This is a genomic window from Roseiconus lacunae (assembly GCF_008312935.1).
In the GTDB taxonomy this organism is placed as follows: Bacteria; Planctomycetota; Planctomycetia; order Pirellulales; family Pirellulaceae; genus Stieleria; species Stieleria lacunae.
In genome coordinates, this window is sequence record NZ_VSZO01000008.1 from 1 (window position 1) to 23,108 (window position 23,108).

15 protein-coding genes are annotated in these 23,108 nt (G+C 55.7%); 2 read left to right on the top strand and 13 right to left on the bottom strand.

The features are described from left to right. Window positions 1-563 precede the first annotated feature (563 nt). Entirely contained in the window at window positions 564-1,277 is a 714-nt protein-coding gene (locus FYC48_RS11620; RefSeq protein ID WP_149496884.1) for a toxin-antitoxin system HicB family antitoxin, read from the top strand. A 135-nt stretch (window positions 1,278-1,412) separates the two neighbouring features. Here FYC48_RS11620 and FYC48_RS11625 read toward each other — a convergent pair whose 3' ends face one another. From FYC48_RS11625 to FYC48_RS11635, 3 genes are all read right to left on the bottom strand, one after another. Continuing rightward, window positions 1,413-2,123, bottom strand: a complete 711-nt coding sequence (locus FYC48_RS11625; protein ID WP_149496885.1) for an RsmE family RNA methyltransferase — start codon at window positions 2,121-2,123, stop codon at window positions 1,413-1,415. A gap of 78 nt (window positions 2,124-2,201) precedes the next feature. Next, complete coding sequence (locus tag FYC48_RS11630) at window positions 2,202-3,530, bottom strand: PQQ-binding-like beta-propeller repeat protein (RefSeq protein ID WP_149496886.1); 1,329 nt, start codon at window positions 3,528-3,530, stop codon at window positions 2,202-2,204. A gap of 106 nt (window positions 3,531-3,636) precedes the next feature. Then, window positions 3,637-4,380 carry a 3-keto-disaccharide hydrolase gene (locus FYC48_RS11635; RefSeq protein WP_235034211.1) on the bottom strand — a complete coding sequence of 248 codons (744 nt, stop codon included), beginning with the start codon at window positions 4,378-4,380 and terminating at the stop codon, window positions 3,637-3,639. Window positions 4,381-4,859: 479 nt separating this feature from the next. Between FYC48_RS11635 and FYC48_RS11640 the strand changes: the two genes are divergently transcribed. After that, window positions 4,860-14,927 (top strand): Calx-beta domain-containing protein, encoded by a 10,068-nt coding sequence (locus FYC48_RS11640; protein WP_160149466.1) that lies wholly within the window; start codon window positions 4,860-4,862, stop codon window positions 14,925-14,927. A gap of 74 nt (window positions 14,928-15,001) precedes the next feature. Here the strand turns inward: FYC48_RS11640 and FYC48_RS11645 are convergent, their stop codons facing one another. From FYC48_RS11645 to FYC48_RS11690, 10 genes are all read right to left on the bottom strand, one after another. Next, a complete protein-coding gene (locus FYC48_RS11645) occupies window positions 15,002-16,897 on the bottom strand; it encodes a type II secretion system protein GspD (protein ID WP_160149467.1) in 1,896 nt (631 codons plus the stop codon). Window positions 16,898-16,960: 63 nt separating this feature from the next. Then, window positions 16,961-17,590, bottom strand: coding sequence for a hypothetical protein (locus tag FYC48_RS11650; RefSeq protein WP_149496890.1), 630 nt, complete (start codon window positions 17,588-17,590; stop codon window positions 16,961-16,963). Further along, a complete protein-coding gene (locus FYC48_RS11655) occupies window positions 17,583-19,220 on the bottom strand; it encodes a PilN domain-containing protein (RefSeq protein WP_149496891.1) in 1,638 nt (545 codons plus the stop codon). The genes FYC48_RS11650 and FYC48_RS11655 overlap by 8 nt, the downstream gene beginning before the upstream one ends. Before the next feature lie 4 nt (window positions 19,221-19,224). Further along, window positions 19,225-19,557 carry a hypothetical protein gene (locus tag FYC48_RS11660; protein ID WP_160149468.1) on the bottom strand — a complete coding sequence of 111 codons (333 nt, stop codon included), beginning with the start codon at window positions 19,555-19,557 and terminating at the stop codon, window positions 19,225-19,227. A gap of 44 nt (window positions 19,558-19,601) precedes the next feature. Next, window positions 19,602-20,120, bottom strand: a complete 519-nt coding sequence (locus FYC48_RS11665) for a hypothetical protein (RefSeq protein WP_149496893.1) — start codon at window positions 20,118-20,120, stop codon at window positions 19,602-19,604. After that, on the bottom strand, window positions 20,110-20,598 hold the full coding sequence (locus tag FYC48_RS11670; RefSeq protein ID WP_149496894.1) for a hypothetical protein: 489 nt from the start codon (window positions 20,596-20,598) through the stop codon (window positions 20,110-20,112). The genes FYC48_RS11665 and FYC48_RS11670 overlap by 11 nt, the downstream gene beginning before the upstream one ends. Window position 20,599: 1 nt before the next feature. After that, window positions 20,600-21,079, bottom strand: a complete 480-nt coding sequence (locus FYC48_RS11675; protein ID WP_149496895.1) for a type II secretion system protein — start codon at window positions 21,077-21,079, stop codon at window positions 20,600-20,602. A gap of 91 nt (window positions 21,080-21,170) precedes the next feature. Continuing rightward, on the bottom strand, window positions 21,171-21,494 hold the full coding sequence (locus FYC48_RS11680; RefSeq protein WP_149496896.1) for a type II secretion system protein: 324 nt from the start codon (window positions 21,492-21,494) through the stop codon (window positions 21,171-21,173). 138 nt (window positions 21,495-21,632) lie between these two features. Then, complete coding sequence (locus tag FYC48_RS11685) at window positions 21,633-21,971, bottom strand: competence type IV pilus major pilin ComGC (protein WP_149496897.1); 339 nt, start codon at window positions 21,969-21,971, stop codon at window positions 21,633-21,635. Continuing rightward, entirely contained in the window at window positions 21,968-23,107 is a 1,140-nt protein-coding gene (locus FYC48_RS11690) for a type II secretion system F family protein (RefSeq protein ID WP_149496898.1), read from the bottom strand. The genes FYC48_RS11685 and FYC48_RS11690 overlap by 4 nt, the downstream gene beginning before the upstream one ends. Window position 23,108: the final 1 nt, after the last annotated feature.

A 23,108-nucleotide genomic window follows, 5' to 3' on the forward strand; every position in this document is an offset into this window, starting at 1 on the left:
TCCCGGTGCTCTGTCCCCGGGACTCCCCTGGCTGATGCTTGCAAATCAGCCGATCGGCGTTAGCCGCGGTTCCTACGAGCCGACCAACCTAGACCTACCGAGTGCCGCCCGCCCAACCCGGTGCTCTGTCCCCCAGAACGACCAACCCAGTGCTCTGTCCCCGAGAATAATCTCCCGGTGCTCTGTCCCCGGGACTCCCCGACCAACCCGGTGCTCTGCCCACCGGGCTCCCTTCTCTGTGCTCAGTCCCCCGAGGAACACGGCGAACAGCCCCACACCAACGCCGAAAATAACCGACAAATTTGAAAGCAATTCGACATGGACACCTGGGTCACGACCTCCGCCCCCGTGCCCAATTAGCGCGCACTTCGGCGTTCACCACCCTGCCTGTCGCGTGCACAACTTTCAAGCACCGCCCTTTTGCTTGCGTAAGTCGTTTTGAAAGCATCGTTTACGAATCGGCGTTTGACGATGCTCGATGATCGACGCATCCAACCGCACGAGCGACACAGCGAACGACGTTGCTCACTCAAAACGAAAATGCTTGCAAAGGAATCTCGCCGATGGCCGATCTCAACCCGAAGGAATCCAACCCCCAGGTGACCCCCGAAGCCGCGCCCGCCGCCAACGAACTACGCTACGCCAGTGACCCCGACCCGGCTAAAGAGGCGACCCTGCCAACGCTGGACATCACCATCGAAGAGGCCAACGGTGACTACGAAAGCCGCTGCAAGCAATGCATGGAATTGGCACAAGAAGCCTTCGCGATGACCGGAAGCTGGGTCCTCTTCTACCGGGTGATCCTGGGAACCAACGGGGTTGTCGCCAAACTGTTCCCCGACTCCAGCGAATACCAGCAATTCCTCGCCAGCGAGTACCACGCGACGCTTCACGAAATGCTCGCCGCCATCCGCAGCCAAGATCAGTCGAAAGCGGACTCGGCTGAACCCGAACGAATGATCACCATTCGCATTCCGCGGTCGCTCCACGAAGCACTCCAAGAAGAAGCAAAGGGAAGCGGCCTCAGCATCAACAAGCTTGCGATCAGCAAGCTTCTGCTGCCCGTCAACCCACGATTTGTCCCCGAACAACAAGGGCGCCGTCGCGGCCGGAAACCCGGCCCACAAGGCACCCGCAACAAACTCGGCTCCGTTTCCAACGAGGACGCACAACAACCCGGCCACACCCCGGTCCAGCGAATCGATTTCCAGCACGCCAACGCTGTCCGCGAAAACAACTCGCCGGCCCACCACTGGGGAAACCAACCACGCGGTTAACAACCAGGCGACACTGCGGACGGAAACCAAAAGATTCGCCGGAGCTTAACACCGCCCGGCAGAACGCCCCCTGCCCGCGACAGCCATGCCCTGCCCGCGACAGCCAAGCCAACCATCGAGAGATGCGAGGCTTAGCTAGCAATCCGCTAGTCGCGCCGCGACCAAACACGCGGCTGTCTCGATCCGATAGATACGCGGCCCCAAACCAACCGGCTCAAACCCAGCCTTACGGGCTCGCGATACCTCGAGGTCCGACAGCCCACCCTCGGGACCGATCACAACCATCGCCCCCGATTGCGCGTCGGCACAAACAGAACTGAGCAACCGACCGCCGGGGTGGGCGACCCATCGTGCGGTCGCAGGCCCGTCATCGAGCGAATCCAGAAACTGCGAGAAGCCGACCGGCTCGGCAACATCCATCAAGATGTTCCGGCCGCTTTGCTTGCACGACTCGATCACGACTCGGCGCAGCTTTGTCACCATCGCCGCACTGGGTGGCCGCTGAGTCCGCTCGCAAACCAAAGGAACCAAATGGCGCACGCCGAGTTCCGCCAACCGCTCGACTAATTCCTTTGCACGGTCGCCCTTGGGCATCGCGATTGCTAGTGAGCAGGGGCGACCTGATTCACGGTCGACCAGTTCCGGCGGCATCGAGCTCACCGTGCAGCTTCGCTTATCGATCGCAGCAACCGAAGCAACCGATTGCCACCCGGCACCATCAAACAGCTCGATCTCATCATCGGGCTGCAATCGCATCACCCGGGACGCATGACGCGACTCTTCGTCGCTTAGAGAAACGATACCGCCATCGCGGGGCAAGTCGGGAACAAAGTACCGTCGGGTCACAACAACTACCTACCATCAACACAGTATCCCGCCGGGGTACGACACGCCCCGGCTCGAAGAGCGATGATAGGGTAACGACTATTCGGCAAACCGATAGATCGCATCGGCGGTGCGAATGACCAATGAGTTTTCGACGGCGGCAAAGCTTGCCATGATCTGTCCGTCGAGCTGGCTTTCGGAAACCACTTCAGCATCACGCCCCGCCGACATCACCGTGACCGTCCCTTCGTGAGAACCGAAATAGAGACGGCCATCGACCAGCAGCGGCGACGCACTGTGCTTTCCGCCGATCCGCTTCTTCCAAACCATCTGTCCGCTATCGGCTTCAAAGCAACTGGCAATTCCGTTGTCATCGATCACGTAAACCAAGCCGTCGTGCAACACCGGTGAAGGCTTCGTGGGAATGCCCTTTGGAACTGTCCAGACGACATGCGACGAAGAAACATCGCCTTCGCCGTCGACCCGCACCGCCCAGAGCTGCGCCTTGCCGAACCCGGTGGAAAAATAAACGACCCCATCGCCATAGACCGGTCGCGGGACCACAGAAAACCCCTTGCCGTGATAGGCACGCCAGATCTCATTCCCCGTCTCTGGTTGATAGGCGACTATCCATTGGCTGCCCATGCAAATCAATTGCTCACGCCCGCGCGGATCGACGATCTTGATCGGTGTGCAGTACGCCTTCTTTTGGTCACCGCTGGGCGCGACCATCTCAGGTCGATCGACTTCCCAAACCGTCTTTCCGGTGGACTTGTCGAGCGCAACTACATACTGACGCTCCATCCCATCCTGGATAAGCACTAACCGATCCCCATCAACAAATGGCGAGCTTCCCGGGCCGACGGCATGGTCAAGAGGCAACCTTCGACTCCAAACTATTTCGCCGCCCGTGCGATCAACGCAGAAAGTCCCAAATGTACCGAAGTGGCAGTAAACATTTCCGCCACTAATGACCGGAGTAGGTGACGCATAGCTGTTGAGCGGGTGAATCGGATCGGGCTGCTCGACAGTCGTCAGGTCGACTTGCCGAAGCAACTCTCCGGTCTTGAAATCCACCGAGACCAGCTTCAGATCGATTTGCTTTGCGACCGCGCGTTGCTTGAGATGCTTTTCCTCAACGCCAGCTTGGCGGAGCATCGCGACGCGCTCTTCTTCGGTCGGAATGGCTTCGATCGCCGTCGTCATCCAAACGACGCCGTCGGCGATGACCGGCGATGACCAAGCTTTCCCCGGCAACGCCGTTTTCCAAAGCAGATTTTCATCTTCGCCGACGGTCAGCGGAACGCTTTGACCGACAACAACGCCGTCCCCCGCGGGCCCACGAAACTGAGGCCAAGGTGCGCCGGCAGAAACAGCGGACGCAATCAAAATCGGCAAAAACGCGGCGTGCGGAAACAAACGATGCATGGCAGGGCTTCGCGAGGCGGGAAGAAATCAGACCAGATCGGCCCGATTATAGCCTCGGAGTTTTTTTGATGCGATTTCCCTTTCGCCATTCAGCCGCGCATTCGGATCACAGCTCCTTGACGCGCACGCCTTTCCAACGAACCTTTCCCGACTTGCCACTATGAATTTGCAATCCAAAATAACCTTCGGCATAGGTCCCGTCATCTTGCCAATGCGCTGCCGGCACACCGTTAATCCAAGTCTTGACGTCGTTACCTTGAACCTTGATCGTCAAACGGTTCCATTCACCTTCCTTCAGCGCCTGCCGTGCTTCGGCATGCTGCTTCAGCCATAGCGGGTAAAAATACCCACCACAGCTTTGGCCGTAGATGCCACCGGACCAGCCACGATCTTGCGAGAAACCTTCCATCTCCGCTTGTGGCCCGTAGACGGTTTCTTTGTCGCCTTTCTTGCGAAGTTTAGCGCGGAACATCACTCCCGAATTCCCGTCCTCTTCCCATTTCATTTCACAAGTGAAAATGAAATCCTTGTAGTCATCGCGTTCGCTGCTCAAGTAGGTACTAGGTGACCCCGGCACACAGGTCCCGATCACCTCACTATCGACCGCTTCGAATTTGCACTCACCGCCGATCGGTCGCCAACCGTCAAGATTATTGCCATTAAACAGAGGCTCAAAACCTTCGCCCAACGCTGGCTCCGATTCCGTGTTGATCAACATCTCTGCCGGGTTCGGTGCATTTTGCTGTTTTTCGTATTTGTCGATCCACTTTTGTTGCGACGGATCGAGCTCACCGGCACCTGCGACGGAAGCCAGTAGAGCGGTGGCAGCTAAGAAACAACGACAAATCATGCGCATAAAAATCTTCGAGTAAGGGGGCAAACGAAATCTGAATGAATGACAAGGTCTGGCGCGGAATCGGAACACGAGTGGAAATCGCTCTCTACGACTCGTAGATGGAACATCGGCGAATCGGCCGCGAACCGGCATTCTACCCCAAGGCGACGACCAACGAGAGCGCCTTCGCTGCGGATTCGGCAATGCCCGAGCGAACCAACCAAAGACTGAACAGCACGAATTCCGCGCTAACTCGAAGTCACCACTTTCCCGACGAAGACCCATTCGGCGCACATTCGTCAAGCGGGACAAATGCTCATTAATTCCGGATGAACGCCGCCCTAATTTCCCCCTACGACCGGAATCTTCCCTATTATCTTATCCCTGGTGACTGAAAAGACTTCTCACCCGACCGATGCAAGCCCCGCGGTCTGACAGACCATCCTTGGGCCAGCATCCAGATGCCCCCCTTCATGCGATTGACAGGCACTTTGATGTCCGAGCGAACTATTCGAACTCGTCTGGAACCCCGTTCGACGACACTCAGGCACCGCCGTCGCCGACTGCTTCAAGAGCAGCTTGAAGCCCGCGTCGTGCTTTCGGCGACGATCGGAAACAACATCGACGTCGGCGACTCGCTGCAAAATTACCGCCTGGCCATCGCGGCCACTGAAGAATACACGGCGTACTTCGGAGGCGAGACTCAGGCTCTGGCGGCGATTGAGGACTTTGTCGACGACGTCAACGAGATCTTTGAAAAGGAACTTTCGATCCACTTTGACTTGGTCAGTGGTACCAACACGATCTTCGACGCATCGATTGGCGAGTTTGACTCTTACACCAACGGCAACACGTCGGCGATGCTCAATGAAAACACCGCGATTCTGAACGGGATCGTCGGTGAATCCAACTACGACATCGGACATGTTTTTGGTCTGGCGATCAGCGGAGGGCAAGGTCTGGCCGGCCTCGGCGTTGTGAACACCATTTACAAGGGACGCGGCGCATCGATTCATGCGATGCCCCAAGGCACTTCTTGGGTGCATCTTGTCGCGCATGAATTCGGCCACCAGTTCAATGCCGAACACACCTTCAACGGCAATACTTATGGATCGACCGCTGGCAGCCGATCCGCGACAAGCGCTTACGAACCGGCCAGTGGTTCGACGCTGATGAGCTATGCCGGAATCGCAGGCCAAGACAACTTGCAATCCGACCCGGATCCGTATTTTCACTCCGCAAGCTTTGAAGAAATCCAATCGTTCATCGCTTCGACGGCCCCACCGAATTCGACCACGCCGCTGAGCAACAACGTCCCCACGGTTAGCGGTGGAGCCGACTACACGATCCCACAGGGAACCCCATTTGCCTTGACCGCGACCGGTAATGACGCCGACGCGGCAGACACGTTGACGTACACTTGGGAACAGCTTGACCTGGGGTCGGCGATGAGTTTGCCGCTGACTGACAACGGGGACAGCCCGCTGTTTCGATCGTTTCCACCGAGTACGGAACCGACTCGGGTGTTTCCCAAACTGAGCGATCTTGCCGCAGGAGTCGACACGGCGGCGATCGGCGAGACGTTACCAACGACAGCACGAGAGTTAAACTTTCGCGCGAGCGTTCGCGACGGTAACGGAGGAATCCATAGTGACGACGTCAAGCTAACTGTGGTCAACACCGCGACCCCGTTTTCGGTGACCAGTCCGAACACGGGTGTGAACTGGGCCGGGGGAAGCAATCAAACGATCAGCTGGAACACAGCGGGAACTCAATCGGCGCCCTTCAACGTTTCATCGGTCGATATCGACTTGTCGATCGATGGTGGATTGACTTATCCAATTTCGCTGATTTCTGGAACGGCGAATGACGGATCAGAAACGCTGACGATTCCGAATCTGGACACCTCCAATGCGAGAGTTCGAGTCAGCGCTGTCGGGAATGTGTTTTTCGATCTCTCTGACACCGACTTTACAATTGCAGCAGACGCCGGAGCGCCGGGAATCTCGATCGTCGAGTCGGCCGGATCCACCCAAATCGGTGAACCGGGTCTGCTGGGAAGTTCGCCGATCGATACGTACCTCCTGTCGTTGACGACGACACCAACTTCCGCAGTCGAAGTGACTGTCTCGGCGGATGCGCAAACCGAAGTCAGCTTAGACGGCAATAGTTTTTCAAACAGCGTCATCGTTTCGAAATCTGACACTTCCGCCAGCACGATCTACGTCCGCGGTCTTGACGATACCGATGCCGAAGGCGTTCACTCGGGAGTCATCACACATACGGTCAGCACCAGTGGCGATGCGAACTACCCCATTGGCCTAAACGGGCCGCCGATCACGGCTTCGATCGGTGACGACGAAGTGCAGCCTGTCATCGGCACGGATTTTGACCGACCGGGTGAACCGTCGCCCGAAAACTGGACGCTCACCACGGGTGCCTCAACCTACAGCAACTTGATTCGCGAAGACGGCGTTGTCACCACAGTCGACCTGAGCATTACGCGAAGCGGCGGATCCGGCGCGAACCTTTCCGACTCGCCGACCGCACCACTTCATACACCCGACCTCGCCGACATCGGTGGCAACTATATCGCGGCAAACTCGATCACGCTTACCTGGTCGGGTTTGGACGCCGGAGTGGACTACAACGTCTACCTGTTTCTGACCGAAAATTTTGGCATCGATGTCCATCAATCCGTCGCGATCACGGGCGAGACTTCTTTGCCGGTTTTTGAACAAGACACCCGAGGCCTTGGCAGCGTGCTGTATGTCAATGACAGTCTAGCCAACCCGAGCAAACCGCTTGAAGACGACGCGGTCACGGTGACGGCAGACGCCAGCGGGCAAATCCAAGCGGTGGTGACAAACCTTCTCGCATCCGACTACGCGATTCTCGCCGGTACCGGCATCCAACTCGCGGCGGCGTCGACGCCAAGCATCAACGCGTCGCTCGCGGCCACCACCGATGGCGACGAAGAAGGCCCCATCGATATCGTCTTTACAGTCTCGCTGAATCAAGCCAACGACAGCGGCGCGCCGATCACATTCGACTTGACCGATGTGGGTACCGGTTCCGCAACCAGCGGACTCGATTACACCGAGATCGCAAACGGGACCCAAGTCACCATCGGGGTCGGTCAAACGACTGGCACCGTATCGATCGCGGTTTCCGACGACGCATTGGTCGAAGGAACGGAAACATTGGTAGCGCAAATCGCTAGTCCCAGCGACCCCAATGTCACGATTGTCGCCGATAGCGCGACGGCACAGATCTTTGACAACGAAGGCGGCGGAACGCTTACCGTCGACATCGATGCCGATGCGATTTCGGAATCGGCCGGAGCGGGCGTCACCACGGTGACGATCACACGCAACACCGACACCACCGCGCCGTTAGATCTTGTCATTGCCAACAACGATCCGTCTGAAATTTCGATCCAGTCGAACGTGACCATTCCCGCAGGCTCGGCCTCGGTAACGATTCCGCTTGATGCGGTCAACGACAGCTACCTTGACGGCGTTCAATTGGCCAGCATCACCGTGTCGGAAGTCGGCTATGACGGATCAATCAATCTGGACCCGACTTTTGGGTCTGCCGGAATCGTGTCGACCAATCTCCGTAACAACATCAGTCCGACTGGATTCGATTTGCTGATCGATCCGAACGGACGCATCGTCACCGGTGGCCGCGACGAAACGCTCGACGATACGATACAGGTTGCACGATTCAACGAAGACGGGTCACCGGATTTGTCCTTCGGAACCAATGGATTTGCCGCCGTCACCGTTAGCTCTGAAACCAGCGTTCGTATCAGCCGAATCTTGCGCGGCGACGATGGCCGCTTGACCATCATCGGTCGAACCTCCTCCGGTGGATTTATCGCCCGGCTAACCTCGACCGGCGCGCTTGACACTTCTTTCGATTCAGATGGAATCCTTCCGGTTTCACTGCGTTATTTTCGCGATGGCTTGATTCATCCAGACGGCTCGGTCACGGCGATCAGCGCTGAATCCGTCTTGCGTTACAGCGACGACGGATCGCTGGACAATACATTCGGGATCAATGGCGAACTGACTCCAATTCTTGATCCCGCGTTCGACGAAACTTATTCGAGTATCGTCGAACAAGCGGATGGAAAGTTCGTGATCGCAGGAACCACGGATGTGTCTAGCGACCGGCGTGATGTCTTTGCCGCTCGTTTCAATGCCGACGGAACGATCGACACATCGTTCGGCAGTAACGGGTACCGAGCTGTCAACGTCAACACGCAGTATCCGACGTTAGAAAAGGTCGAGATCACTTCCGATGGTGGCATCCTGCTCGTCGGCGGTGCGCGATCTCCGTTGGACTGGCTGATGGCGAAATTGGACTCAACCGGCGACTTAGACACCAACTTTGGACTCGACGGTCTAAGTTCCGTCGACTTTGAGGGATCGCGTGACGAGGCTTACGATGTCGTCCTACAAGAAGACGGCAAAATACTTGTGTTTGGTGGAGGCTTTGTCATCGGCAATGGCGACGATCGAGCGATGGCTCGCTTCAACGCCGACGGAAGTCTGGACACGACGTTTAGCGATGATGGGTACACCACATTCCCACCCTTCACGCCGACCGAATTCGAAGGCATGCGAGCTGCAGCGCTTACTGCCGATGGCAAAGTTGTCACGTTGTCGGGTTGGGTTGCCGACTTCCAAATCGAACGATGGATCTTGCCACAAGGATTGGCAGGATCAGATACCGTCGCGGTCACCGACGATGATGTCATCGGCGTTGGTTACCTTGCTGGCATCGATGTCGATTTCAATCTTAACCCGCCGACCAATTGGGGCTCGACCGAGTATCTCTATGGGATCGACCGGGGAAATTTGCTGGGCGAAGATGGGAACCGAACCCCATTCGACGTTCAATCTGATATTGCCGGAACGTCTTTCACCTACTCGTCGTCTCCGAATGCAAACACGATCCCCCAGCACACTCAGTCACTGGCCAACCTCGCTGGCTTTTCGACCAATTCCACCGGCAACTCCTTTACCTCGACGATCAGCGACCTGACGCCAGGTGAGCAATATCGAATTTACTTGTTTGCTCATGAAACGACAGGGTCAACGTTTTCCCAAGAAGTCACCTTGGTCGGTGACAACACGATCAGCTTCACGCAATCGTTGACGCATGGGAACTTGCATGTCAATGCATCGCAAGGTTCCAACAACGAACAACTTGATTCTTACGCTGAATTGGTCACCGCGGATGCCAATGGCGAAATCGCGGTCAGCATTGCCCCCGCGAGCGGATCAGCCGGCGTCGTTCTGTCGGGTTTTGCCATCCAACACATCGTGACGTCCAACGACCGAGTCACAGTCTCGATCGATTCAACATCGATCAGCGAAAATGGAGGCTCTGCAACTGGGACAGTCACACGCAATACCGGGACGACTGGGGAGTTGGTCGTCACGTTGACCAGCAGTGACACCACCGAAGCAACCGTGCCGACAACGGTGACGATCCCCGACGGCAGCGACACAGTGAACTTCACCATCACCGCGGTTGACGATGCGATCATTGACGGCGATCAATCGGTGACGATCACGGCGACCGCGACGAATCATCTTTCCGGTGATGCCAGCTTGGACGTTATCGATGACGAAGAATTGGCAACGGGGCCATTGATCGGAATTGATTTTGGCTCCACCTCCTCTTCACCGGCGAGTCCGACAAACTGGAATGCCTACACATTCCTCGGACAAGCGAACGCGACGAACCTACTCGCCGAAGACGGCACCACTACTGAAGTGGACATCCAAACCACCGTCACCAACGGTTCGGCCGCCGGCGCCGGCCCCTTCGCCAGTGAACTCCCCCAGCACGCCCAATCACTTGCCGGGATCGCCGGATATGCGACCGGCAGTTCAGCCCTGCAAAGCCGGTTCAGCGACCTGATCGCGGGGGCCGAATACGCCGTTTACTTGTTCGCCTACGAACCGCTGACAAACACCTATATCAACGACGTGACGATTACGGGATCGAACACTGATTCGTTCACGCAGATCCCTGATTCGGTCCTTTATGTCAACGGCCAGACGGGATCGAGCAACAATTTACTGCAATCGTATGCGTCCTATATCACCGCTGATGCTAACGGGGAAATCGTCGTCGATATCGCTCCCGGTGCTGGGTCAAGTGGCGTAGTTCTCTCAGCGATGGCGTTGCAGCAGTTGGGGCCTGGTCCCGATCGCCTCACCGTCGAGCTTGACATGACTTCGATCAGTGAAAACGGAGGCACGGCAACGGGAACCGTCACTCGTAGCACCGGGACATCCGGAAACCTTACGGTGGACCTTTTTAGCAACGACACAACCGAAGCGACCGTCCCGGCTTCGGTCGTCATCCCCGACGGCAGCGACTCGGTGACGTTCAGTGTCAGCGCGATCGACGATGCGATCGTCGACGGAACACAATCGGTGATCATTTCGGCGTCGGCAACTGATTTTGTTGCGGGAACGGCGGACCTAGAGGTCCTCGACGATGAAGCCCCCGCGTTCGGCCCCTTCGTCGGTGTTGACTTTGATACGACCACCGCAAACGCACCGCTAAATTGGACATCACTGACCAGTCCGACAAATCAAGTTAACTTGATCGCCGAGGATGGTTCATCGACACCGTTTGACCTCTCTTTTTCGGGTAGCCTCTCTGGCTACAGTGCCACAATTAACTCGTCGACGGTTCCCACCCACACGAGCAGCCTTCTTGGACTCGACAATCAGTTTTACTCGTCATCTTTGGTTTCGTTCACCTGGAGTGATTTGACTCCGGGATCGAACTACGAAGTCTATGTGATCGGACTCGATGGCGGGTTCACGATTTCGCAAAACGTTTCGGTGACCGATGCGAACGGAACGGATACGTTTCAGCAAAGTTTTTCTCCAAACAATTTGTTCATCAACAACGCGATCGGATCATCGTCGAACAGCTTCGAATCTTATGGGCTCGAATACGTGGCCGATTCATTTGGCCAAATTCAGATCTCCGTTAGCGTTGCCAGTGGAAGCTTCCTCGGTTTGGGTGGCCTTGCCATCCGTAAAGTCCAGTCAACTCCCGCTATCAACGCATCGCTGTCGGTGACGACACATGGAGACGAAGAAGGGCCGACCGATATCGTTTATACCGTGACGCTTGATCAACCGAACAATACGGGATCGCCGATCACATTCGACTTTGACGACTTGGGAACCGGGACGGCGTCGTCCGGCATCGACTACGAAACCGTTCTAAGCAACGCTCAAATTTCTGTTGCCGACGGAGCGACGACCGGAACCTTTGTCGTCGATGTCATCGATGATGGCGAGATCGAACCGACTGAAACCCTGGAGGCGCAAATTTCTAATGCGAGCGTCGGTTCGGTTAACATCACCACGTCGACGGCGACCGCTGATCTTGTCGATAACGACGTCATCCCCACGCTGACACTGGTCGTCAACGCGGACTCCGTGTCCGAAGCCGACGGCAACGCGGCGACCACCGTCACGATCACGCGTTCGGTTGCTTCACCGGCACCACTGACGGTAAACCTTGCGAGCGACGATACCAGCGAAGCGACCGTCCCTGCGACGGCAACCATCCCCGCAGGCCAAACATCAGTTACCGTGGATCTCGACGCGGTCGATGACGCGATCGTTGATGGGACACAAACGGTCACGATCACCGCCAGCGCCCAATTCGGCTCTGGCACCACTGGATTGGACGCCGCTTTCGGCACCGGCGGGGTCGCAGAGACACCGCTTTACAACACCAGCAGCGCGCTCCAGGGACCAATCCAGTATCTTCCCAATGGCAAAATTGTGGTCGCGTCACAGGGCCCGACGACCAGCACGATTTACCTCGCCCAACTCAACGCCGACGGATCTCTTGACGGATCGTTTGGAAACGCCGGACTTGCCCAAGCAACCGCGGGCCCCGACTTTCCGGTTCCCCAGGCAATCGCGGTCCAACCAGATGGAAAAATCTTGGTCGGAGGCAAGTTCGTTAGCGGTACTGGAAAGCCTTTTGTTGTTCGTTTCAATCCCGATGGCTCGGTCGATACCAGCTACGGTACCAACGGCGTCGCCAACCTTGCCGGCATTTCGGGGATGTGGGTACAAGACATGGAGTTGACACCCGACGGTAAAATTTTGGCCACGACTTCGGTCAACGGATCTGTCTATTTCCGTATGTTGCGAATCACCGCCGACGGTGACCGAGACTCGACGTTTGGCAGCAACGGCGTGCGAACTTACTCGACGCTCAATTACTCCTCGCAAGTGCTAAAAGTCCTTGCCGACGGAAGCTTTATTGCCGCCGGACGGTCAGTCGGTGAATACGCGGTGATCCGAGCTTTCGCCAACGGTGACCTTGACACCAGTTTCAACGGTACCGGCATTCAAACCATCGATCTGGGCACTCAGTTCATGACGATCGGTGAAATCGCCATCGATTCCGACGGCCGATACGTCTTCGGAGCCCAGGGCTACGGGAACTCCGAAGAATCAAACTCGTATGCGATTCGTCTTAACCCGAATGGCTCTTTTGACACGACGTTTGACGGCGACGGGATCGCCTCTGTGAACTTGCTTCCGAGCGACGATGATCGTGTCTCGTCGGTCCAAGTTCAGCAAGACAACAAAGTCGTTCTCGTCGGCTATTTAGATCCGGCGAGCAATCAGCGGGAAATGGCGATCACACGGCTTAACGAAAACGGATCACTCGACACAAGCTTCGATGGCGATGGGACGCTAAATTACTCCAGCAGCAATTACGCCAGCCAACGTTCGTTGCAGTCAGCTTTATCACCGAACGGCGCGTTGTTTGTTCTCGGTGGCTCTGGCGACGATCAACGCGTTGCAAAAATCAATTTGCTCGGAAGCACCACGATCTCCGCTTCTGACACCGTCAGTGTCACCGATGATGATGTACTTCCTGCGACGGTGACAATCGAGGCGACCAACGACTCGGTTGCCGAAGACGGAACGGCGAACCTGATCTACACCATCACACGAGACGGTGATACGTCGCAGCCGTTGACGGTTCATTTCGGTACGTCGGGATCGGCATCACTCGGTTCAGATTTCAATTCCCAACCAGACAATTCGATCACCATCGCTGCCGGCGCGACCACGGCAGAAGTCATCGTCAATCCAACACCGGATACGGTTGTCGAAGGGGACGAAACCGTCGTACTCTCCTTACAAACGGGAACCGGCTACGTGATTGGCTCGCCAAACAACGCGACCGGAACCATCGTGGACAATGATGTTGCTTCGTTGACGATTGACGATGTCACGATCGTCGAAGGCGGTACGGCTGAGGTGCCGGTCACGCTTGACAATGCCGTCCAAGGTGGCTTCCTCGCTGATCTTAGCTTTGTCGATGGAACGGCAATCGGTAACGTTGACTTCAATAATGCGACTTACCAAGTAACCTTCGCCGGAACCGCGGGTGAGACAGTGATTATTTCTGTCCCCACTTTCGCCGATGGTATTCCCGAGCCTTCGGAAACCTTCACCGTGAGGGTCGACGCGCTGCATCCTTCGGTCACCGATACCGACACGGGGACGGTGACCATCGAAGAAGCGGCCGTTCCGGTTGTTTCGATCTCGGTCGACCCAACGTCCGTCTTCGAAGATGCATCGGGCGCGTTTGTCTTTACGCTGACACGCACCGATACCGATGCTCAAACACCGGCAATGGAAGTCAACTTGCAATTGACCGGTACCGCGACGTTGGACGATGATTTCGCTGCCACGGCGGTGGACCATGTCACGTTTGCGGCCGGAGAAGCGACCACCACTGTCACGATCACTCCGTCGGCAGATCTTCAAATTGAACCCGACGAAACGATCATCCTGTCCGTCGTGTCAGGTGACGGCTACGTGGTCGCCGGAGGTAACACCGCGACGGCGACCATTCTGAACGACGATGTCGGCGGCCCTCCGCTTCAAGTTGCCGGCATCGTGTACTTCAATGCGAACGCCGATGACGAGCAAGGCTACACACCGGATGCGAGTGGACAGCGTTCGATCATTCGCCGTGTTCGTATTACATTGAGCGCGCCGATCACGATTCCAACCGGCCCCGTGACAGATGGAAGCTTTTCTCTGCAAGCGACCTCGGGGCGTGACGCCGGTGAGGCGGTCAACCTTGAAGTGGTTAGCAGTGAGGTTGTCAACGGTCAGCAGGTGGTCGTACTTCAGTTTGCCGGTCGCTCGGCGATCGAACCTTCGTCGCGACGTGTCAACGGTCCAGGGCTGATGCTCGCCGATGGTAACTATCGCTTGACGATCAGCGGTTCGGTTCTTGGCATCGATGCCAACGGCTCTGCCCCCGGCGACGATTTCGTCGATGACTTTTTCCGCCTCTTCGGAGACTACGACGCTGACGGTGATGTCGACTCGGCCGATAGTGACCAGTTTGATCACTACTATGACGACGGAACCCATTCCGCGGTCTTTGATTTTGATGCGAAACCCAATCGCCGTGGTAGTGATCGCACCGAGTTCTTCAAGCGATTCGGATCACGACTCGGGTAGCGACATCTCCGGATACGATGATTCAAACGCAAGAACGTCGTCCTCGCCTGTGCCGAATCACGATCTAAAGACGTTCAATTTTTAGATGTGTTCATCGGCGCGAGTTCCATCGCGTCCGTTTCGATCAGCTCTGGTTCCATCATCGGTATCGCCTGTGGTGGATGCTGGCGAGTCCAGTTTGGGTTCGTCGAGTAGGTGTCCTTTGACAACATCATGTGTCCCCACTGGATGACCGTTGAATCGTGATGACCGCAACTTTGTTGTTCGGCGCGAACGGTTTCGATCCCAAAAGGAACCGGATCGGTCGGAGTCTGCCGGACTTGATTGGACAGGAATTGCTCGACGCAGTATTCGCGCTGACTACCGATGCAATGGTTGCCAACAATCTGGGGTGTGATAAAGACCAGAAGCTCACTCTCTCGCGTGCTCGCGGATCGATGTTTAAACAGCTTTCCGATCCCTGGGATCGTGCCGAGGACCGGGACCGCGGTTTGTTCCGAAATCCGAGTCCTTTGACGAAGTCCACCTAGAACGATCGTCTGCCCGTCGGCGACTCGGACGGTCGTATTGGTTTCACGCCGATCGATGATCGGAGCGTTGTCGGTTTCGCTGTACCCAGTCAGCAAACTGAATCGTGGATTGACGACCATCGCGATCGTTCCGTCGTCGGCGATGTGCGGGATCACGTTCAGCGTCACCCCAGCTTCGCGAAATTCGGTCGTGCCGATGGTTCCTCCGTCGATCCCTTGCGTCAGTTGCTGATAAGGAACCTCCGTCACGATCTCAATTTCAGCCGTTTCGTGATTCATCACAACGACATTCGGGTCGGCTAGCAACCGACTATCGTCGGCGGTCCGCAGCGCTTGAATGACTCCCTCCAAGTCAACTTGATCGTTCAAACTGGTGATCGTCAACATACCATTGTTGCCCGTTGCCAACGGCGACGTGACCGTACTTAGAACAGCAGATTGCGACGCCACCCCGGTCACTGCATCAACCGCTGTGCCAGCTATCGAGCTGTTCCAATTGATCCCCAAACGATCTAAGTCTTCGGTGCTGCAATCATAGATCATCGCCCAGATCCGAACCTGTGGTCGAGGTTGATCAAGTTGCTGAACCGCTGCGGCAACGCGAGCGACATTTTCGGGTAGGTCCGAGACAATCAGTTTGTTTTCCATCTCGATCGGTGCAATCCGTCCCTGCTCACTCAGAAGCGCGTTGACCGCTTCGGCAAGCGTCGCCGGATCAACATATTGCGTTCGAAAAACTTTTACCTCATTTGTCGCGACCGCAGCCAACTCTGGATCGGCGGTGTTGGAAGGATTCAGCCTGGCTTGCTCACGACTTTGAAACGCCTTCGCCGCAGCCTCCAGCGCTTTCACATGGGTTTGGATTTGCTCAATTCGGATAGGGTAATCGATGATCAGCATCGAGTTGCTCGATGCGATCGCGTGGGCCCGTCCTTCCGGTGAAAGCAGCGAATCGATTGAAGGCAGCAAATCCTCTGCTTGGTTTTCAACTAAGGAAATGATCTCGGTTCTAAACAGAGGCAACTGATCCCCGACGCGATCAAGCGGAACCACGGCAAGACTGGTTCCGACGACTCGGTACCCGTAGCCGCGGGTGATCAATAACGAATCGAGAATATCACAGACGCGCGTGTCTTCGAACGACGCGTTCACCGTTCCGGTCACTTCGTTGCCGGCAACGATGTTAATCCCGCAGACATCGCGAATCGTGAAGAGTGCATCAAGAAGCGTGGAGTCACGCAGGTCAAGATTATACCGCTTGAGCAGTTTGTCTCGGAGCTGATCGGGAACCACATCCGCTGACGAGAACAGACTCTGCGCGCCCGCAGGTCGCCCCCCAAAAATCGATCCGATGAGAAGCGTGCAACAGAACGCCCCTAAGGCGATCGACCTCATCCGCCGCGCCGACAGAAAGTTGATTGGTGGTGCCGCGGCTGCCAAAGCTCGTTCTCCCTCACGCTACGTCGATCAGTCGCCGCGAGATTCCATTCCGCAGCCTTCCCGTCACATCCGAGAATCGTTTGCGGGGATAAGGTTGTAGAGCGAAATCTCGATGTCGAGTGCCAATTGTCCGTTTTCCCCTTCGCGCTGAATGGTCAAATTGGTGGGAACCGCAAATTTCTCGATTGTGTCAAGATGGACCAATAGCTTCGTCAACTTGGTCAGCGGACCGCTTGCCGCAAGATGAATGAGCCGAGTTTCGAGGTCAAACATTGCATCGACGTCTTCATCGCGAGTACGATCAAAACGATCTTTTTCCAATCCGTGTTCAGCTACCCAAGGTGTTGTCCGCGAATCAGACAACGACAGACGCTTAAGTTGGCACCCATGATCGAAAGTCAACTCGGTGATTCGCTCACGGAATAAGTCCGCTTCGGCCTGATCGAACAAGTGAATTTCCGTTCCCTCGGATTGATTCAGTTGCCTTAGTCGTTGCTCCATCACGCCAATGTTTTCCGAAACTAATGTGGTTTCGAAAAGTTCTGTCTTCAGGCTGCTGACTTGACTAGATTTTTCGCAATACCAGTCCCAGCAGGGAAGGGTCACAAACAGCCCCCACGCGACAGCGCCTCCCCAGACGATCCAACAACGACGTGGATGTTCGAGAAATCGGTTGATCAGTTCGCTAACCATCACTCAACCTCACTGGGATCGTAGACGCTAGGTTTTCGCCTGACCGGACGGCGCCGACGGTTGCCGAAATTTCGAAGCGAACGTCGGTCGTCGAGGCACCACGATGGGAAGACGTCGTCTGCAAGGCGACCCGTGACAGCCGAGGGTTGTTCCGCAGTCGATCTAAATAATCGAACACGCCGTTATCCGAGCGGCTGACTCCGATGATTTGCAACGTTCCGTCGTTGTGGAATTGGATGGACTCCAGCCATGTTCGATCGGGAAGTTGCTCACCAACTAACCAAACGATTTGCGCCCACTGACGACGATCAATCGCATCTTCGACCTGGTGAACGCTCTCATCAAAGCTCATCCGCTTCACTAGCTTTTCACGCAACGTTTCACTTTGATCAACATCTGACAAACGAAGTTCGATCTGCCGGTCGGTTCGTTCGATCGCATGGTCGATTCGATACGAGAGCAATGCCAAAATGAACGAAGCGGCGACCACCACTCCGATCGGCCAGGTCGCACGAATCAATTTCCCCCATGGGATCTTTGCTTCCATCCTTAAGGTTGTCGCCAGATTGTTCGTATCATGATCGTTCGTCGCGAACGATTGCTGCGACTTAGCCAAACAAATCGCTGCGATCATACTCGTGTCTGGTTCGAAGATTTGATCTGACACGATTCCTTCACAAAGTCTTTCAAACGGATAGACCCGCTCACTTAGTTCGAGAGTTTGATCGTGTTCTCCCTGGAACCCGCTCCCGATCGGACTCATTTCTGCGACGAAAACTTGCTGCAAGTTTGATGAGGAATCAGGAAACTGTGATTGTGTGTAGCGACGAAGGCATTTGAGGTGACGCTGGATGACCTCAACATGATCGACACTTTCCCCGGTCAACGCCGGACGATAATCCAGTAACAATCGACCTTGATAGGAGATCCCCAAATCGATCTTCCCTAAGTCATCGACCACCATCAACACCGGTTCGGAATCATCACATTGATAAGTATTCAACAATCGACTAAGCACTAACATTGTGTGTTCAAGATTTGCCAAACGCAGCCCGGCCGCTCGCACCGCGGCGGCGATAGCCTCAACAACATCACGGATAGCGATCGTGACCCAAACCCGTTTCCGCTTCGCATCGATACGGTATGTCGTGTCGGTAAGGACCTTTTCCCCGGTCCCCATCCCGATATAACGCTCGGTCCGCCCGGTTAATTCGGTCAACTCGTTGTCGACGTGTTGGTCCAACCCGGCGATGACTCGTGTCACGCACGGATTTCCGCCGATGCTGCAATGAACGGCCTGCCCGGTCAATTGGTGTTTTTGAACGAGTTCAGTGAGCCGTGATTGAAGTGTCCCATCGTGCCAATCGCCACGTCTCGGCCCGGCATCCTCGGGAAACGTCAACCGATCCACTACCAGTCGCTGCGTTTCATTCTCCGATTCGATAAATGCCAGGGAAAGCCCGCTGGGCGAAATTTCTAGGCCAACAGATGTCGCCTGTTTTCGGCGACGATCAAACCGAGAAGGGCCGCGCGATCGACCGGCGACAGAACGACCAGCTGGGTCACGGCGATCAACGACCGCGCGTTCTTCACCAACGGATTCTAGTAAGTCACTCTCGATACGATCCACTTGACTATCCCCCTTGTTTGACCGTGACCGAGAGATGACGAGTGAACTCTCCGGCCTTGCCTACCGCATCGACTTGGACGGTGCCGTCACCATTTTCAGCGACTGTTGCCGAGTATGTCCAACCGCTCCCGCTGGGGAACTCACGCGGTGGGATCCCGAAACGCCAGGAGTAATCTTCTTCCAAATGCATCAGCGCGTCGTGAACGCCTGCTTCGGCTAGGTAGCGAGCTTCGTCCCACTCGATCGAATGGCGTGTCGCCATAAAGCGAACCCGTTCCGATTGAAGTAGCCCGACCGCCAGCGAACTGACCAGAGTCATCGCGAAAATAGCGATCATCAATGCTGCACCTTCACGCCGAAGCGAATTCCCACGACCTCGATCTACCATTGGCGGATCCAGACTGTACTTTCGTGGATCAGCTGAGAATCATCAGCGTCGGCGCGATTCGCCGTCGCGGTGATCTCGACAAGCTGCATGGAATTCGGATCCGAAGTCAATTCGATCCCCGCCGCATCCAACCCCCTAAACTGCAACTCGGCGATATCGGTCGCGATCGTTTGAAAGGCGGCGTCGGTATTCATTTGAAACTGCACTTCGCCGTTCGGTTCACGACGCCAGGTTCTTAGATTGCCATCGTTCATCAACAACGTGATTTGGCGTCCCGACCGTGATATCGCTACCACCGCACCGGCTTCGCGCGACTCTCGGACGAAGTGCCTTACTAGGCTGCTGAGCTGACGTTCGACGGCGTAGTCTTGATCGACCATCTCCCAAGTTTGCCCGGCCGATCGAAAGACCAACGCCATTCCCATCATGATGGTCGTGATCATCGTTCCCGCGACCACCATTTCTAGCAACGTGATTCCGTTGCGGAGCCCGCGACGATTCCTAACGATCATTTGCAATCTCCTGATATGTCAATGTTTTTGCTACTTTGGTTGCTAGGCGGACTTTGATCTCATTGGAATCAAAGGTTCCGTTTCTGTTCTGATCCCGGTACGCAAGGACATCGATGACGGCTAGTTTGCCGGGTACTCCACCGGCACTGGGTTGATCGGACGTCACCAGTGCATAGCGAAACGGGGTTCGATCGACATTCCCGAGTACGCCTTGTTGCGTTGTCATCAACCATGACGCCGATGTCCTTGCCATCGCCTGTTCGACTTTCGCCACACACCGACAATGCAGCCATTCGTAATGCCGAAGGTCAGACGAAACCTCTATTCGCTGACGGATCAATCGTAACGCTGGGACGATCGCGACAGAGATAATCGTGGTCGCGGCGATCAGTTCGAGCATCGTTTGCCCCGCCCGTCGCTGATAGTCACGCCGTACCGTTTGGTGGCTCGTAACGCGATCGCTTCCATCACATCGCATCCTACAACTCCGAAACACGGACGGACTGTGAAAGCGGAACCGCGGTTACTTGAAACCGTCGATGCTTGCCACTGAACGTGACCGAAATTGGCGACGTTCCATGCCCCTCGAAGTTGAACCAAATTCGATCGTGACTGGCTTTGACTGCGACGTCGGTCGAAATCACATGTTCATCCAACGTCTGCTGCCCTCCGCCGAACGATTCCCGGACCGTCAGCAATTGCCGATCGTCGTCTCCGGTCAAAACGACACCGTGTCGTCGTCCCGTACGAATCGCCGCCGCCTGGGCGTAGGAAAGCGTGTTAGCGAACACGGTTGCCTCGCTTCGAGCGCCGGTATCACCGAGCGTGTTGCGTCCGAATCTTGCCATCGCGGCGGTCGCGAAAACGCCCAGCAGCGAAAGCACGACGATCAATTCGATCAAGCTCATTGCCCGATGTGATACAGTCAGTCGCGTCGCCTGCGGTCGGCCTTTCAGCATCGCATCCACCGTTTTATGCTACGCCCAATCGATATTCCCGACGTCACGAATTGCTCGGACAGGACCACGTACAATTGCGCGGCGTCGAAAGCTATTTGACGCGATGCGTTTTCGAATCGAGGCGATAACGTGAGTTGTCGACTGGATTACGAGGAATCCCTTCTGGAAAGAAATTCACATCCGTTCCGATGTCTGACAAATTGTTTTTAGGATACGCGCCCTTTTCGAAATACCAACGTTCGACTGCGGCGTTGATTTCCGCAATGTTCTGTTTATTGACTTCTTGCTGAGCGGATTTCTTGGACGCCGTAATCCGCGGAATCACCACGGCGGCGATGACGGCTAGGATTGTGATCACGGCTAGCAACTCCAGCAGTGAAAACCCTTTTCGGCGTTGCAGGTGGCGATGACTCATGTGCGTTCTCTAATCGTTCTAGCTAACGTTTGATGTTTCGACTAAATACTCTTCCCCGGGCGTTCGATCGGATCACATAAAGAAAGACGATCCCCGCCAAGGTTAACGTTGCACATAATCTGTTCCGTCCAATCCAATTCAGTGCTGATGTCCGTTTACCCTACCGGCACCGGTGTCAAACGTGTACGCAGACTGATCAACCGGACAGACCGGGATACCTTCGGGAAAATAGTCCGCATTGGCTTCCAAATCTGTCAATCGTCGGTTCGGCCAGCGTCCCGTGCGCCGGTGAAATAGAGTCGCCTGAACTTCAATCATTTCGACGTTTAATTGGCACGCCGCCGACATCGCCTTCTCTTTGCCCCGCCCCAAGCGAGGAACGATGACAAGCGAGATGACACCGATAATCGTGACGCATGCGAGCACTTCCAAATAGGAAACACCGCGGCGACCGAAGCAAGCGCCGCCACCGATCATCCGCCCACCTTTCCGATCAGATCAAACATGGGCAGGTAGACGGCAAGCAAAATGCCCCCCACCACGACAGCCAAACCCATCGTGAGCACCGGTTCGATCGCGGCGACGATCGCATCGGTTGTGGTTTGCACGTCCTGCCGAAGGTGCTTGCGGATCTGACGTGTCACCGGCGCCAGTCGTCCAGTCCTTTCCCCGACGATCACCAACTGTTTGACGACCTCGGGGAACAAATCTCCTTCGCGTTCGATCGCCACACTAAAGCGTTCTCCACGACGTACCGCAGAATGCAAACTCTGAATCTTTTCACGCACATACTGGTTGGAAACCGCACGTGCCGAAGAAGGCAATGCCTCGGCGACGGTGAATCCACTTTCCATCAGGTTCCCGAGGACTTCGGAAAACTGTAGCACCGCGAACTTGCGAAACCAATCTCCGATCAACGGCAGCTTTACAAAGCACTCATCGATCGACCTGCGCGTCTTGGGATGACGAAACGCACTATAAATTCCCGCCGAAACCGTCGACAACAACACGACAATAACAATGCCATTGCCCGTCAAAAATTGTGAAAGATCGATCAGAAACTGGGTTACCCACGGTAGCGTTGCGCCCGCGTCGTCGTACATCTTTTGAAATGTTGGGATAACGTTGGTCAACATGAACGCGACGGATCCTATCCCGGCGACCAATAGAAGGGCCGGATAGGTCAGTTTTTTTAAGATATAGGCTTTCTGGCTCGACGACTGTTCAAGCTGTTCGGTGATACGGGAAAGTGTTTTGTCGAGGTGTCCGGACATCTCACCGACTGAAATCTGACTGACGAGTATCTCGCTAAATGCTTCGGGATACTGGTTCATCGCTGATGAAAGTGATTCACCGCTTTGCAAGTGACGCGACAGACTACGTAAGATCGTGTGGTACTTCGCCATCGAACGATCTTTCGACACCGTTTCGATCGCATGTGCCAATGACACGCCGTTGGACACCAATGTGGTGAGGTTCCGCATTAGTAAAACGAGATCTTTCGATTTGAACCGTCGACTCGGATCGGCGCCAAACTTTATCTCGTGAAGTGATTTGAAAACGGATGCTAACGAAGCGCCGTTGTGTGCGGATAGTGTGGTGGATTGTGCCATG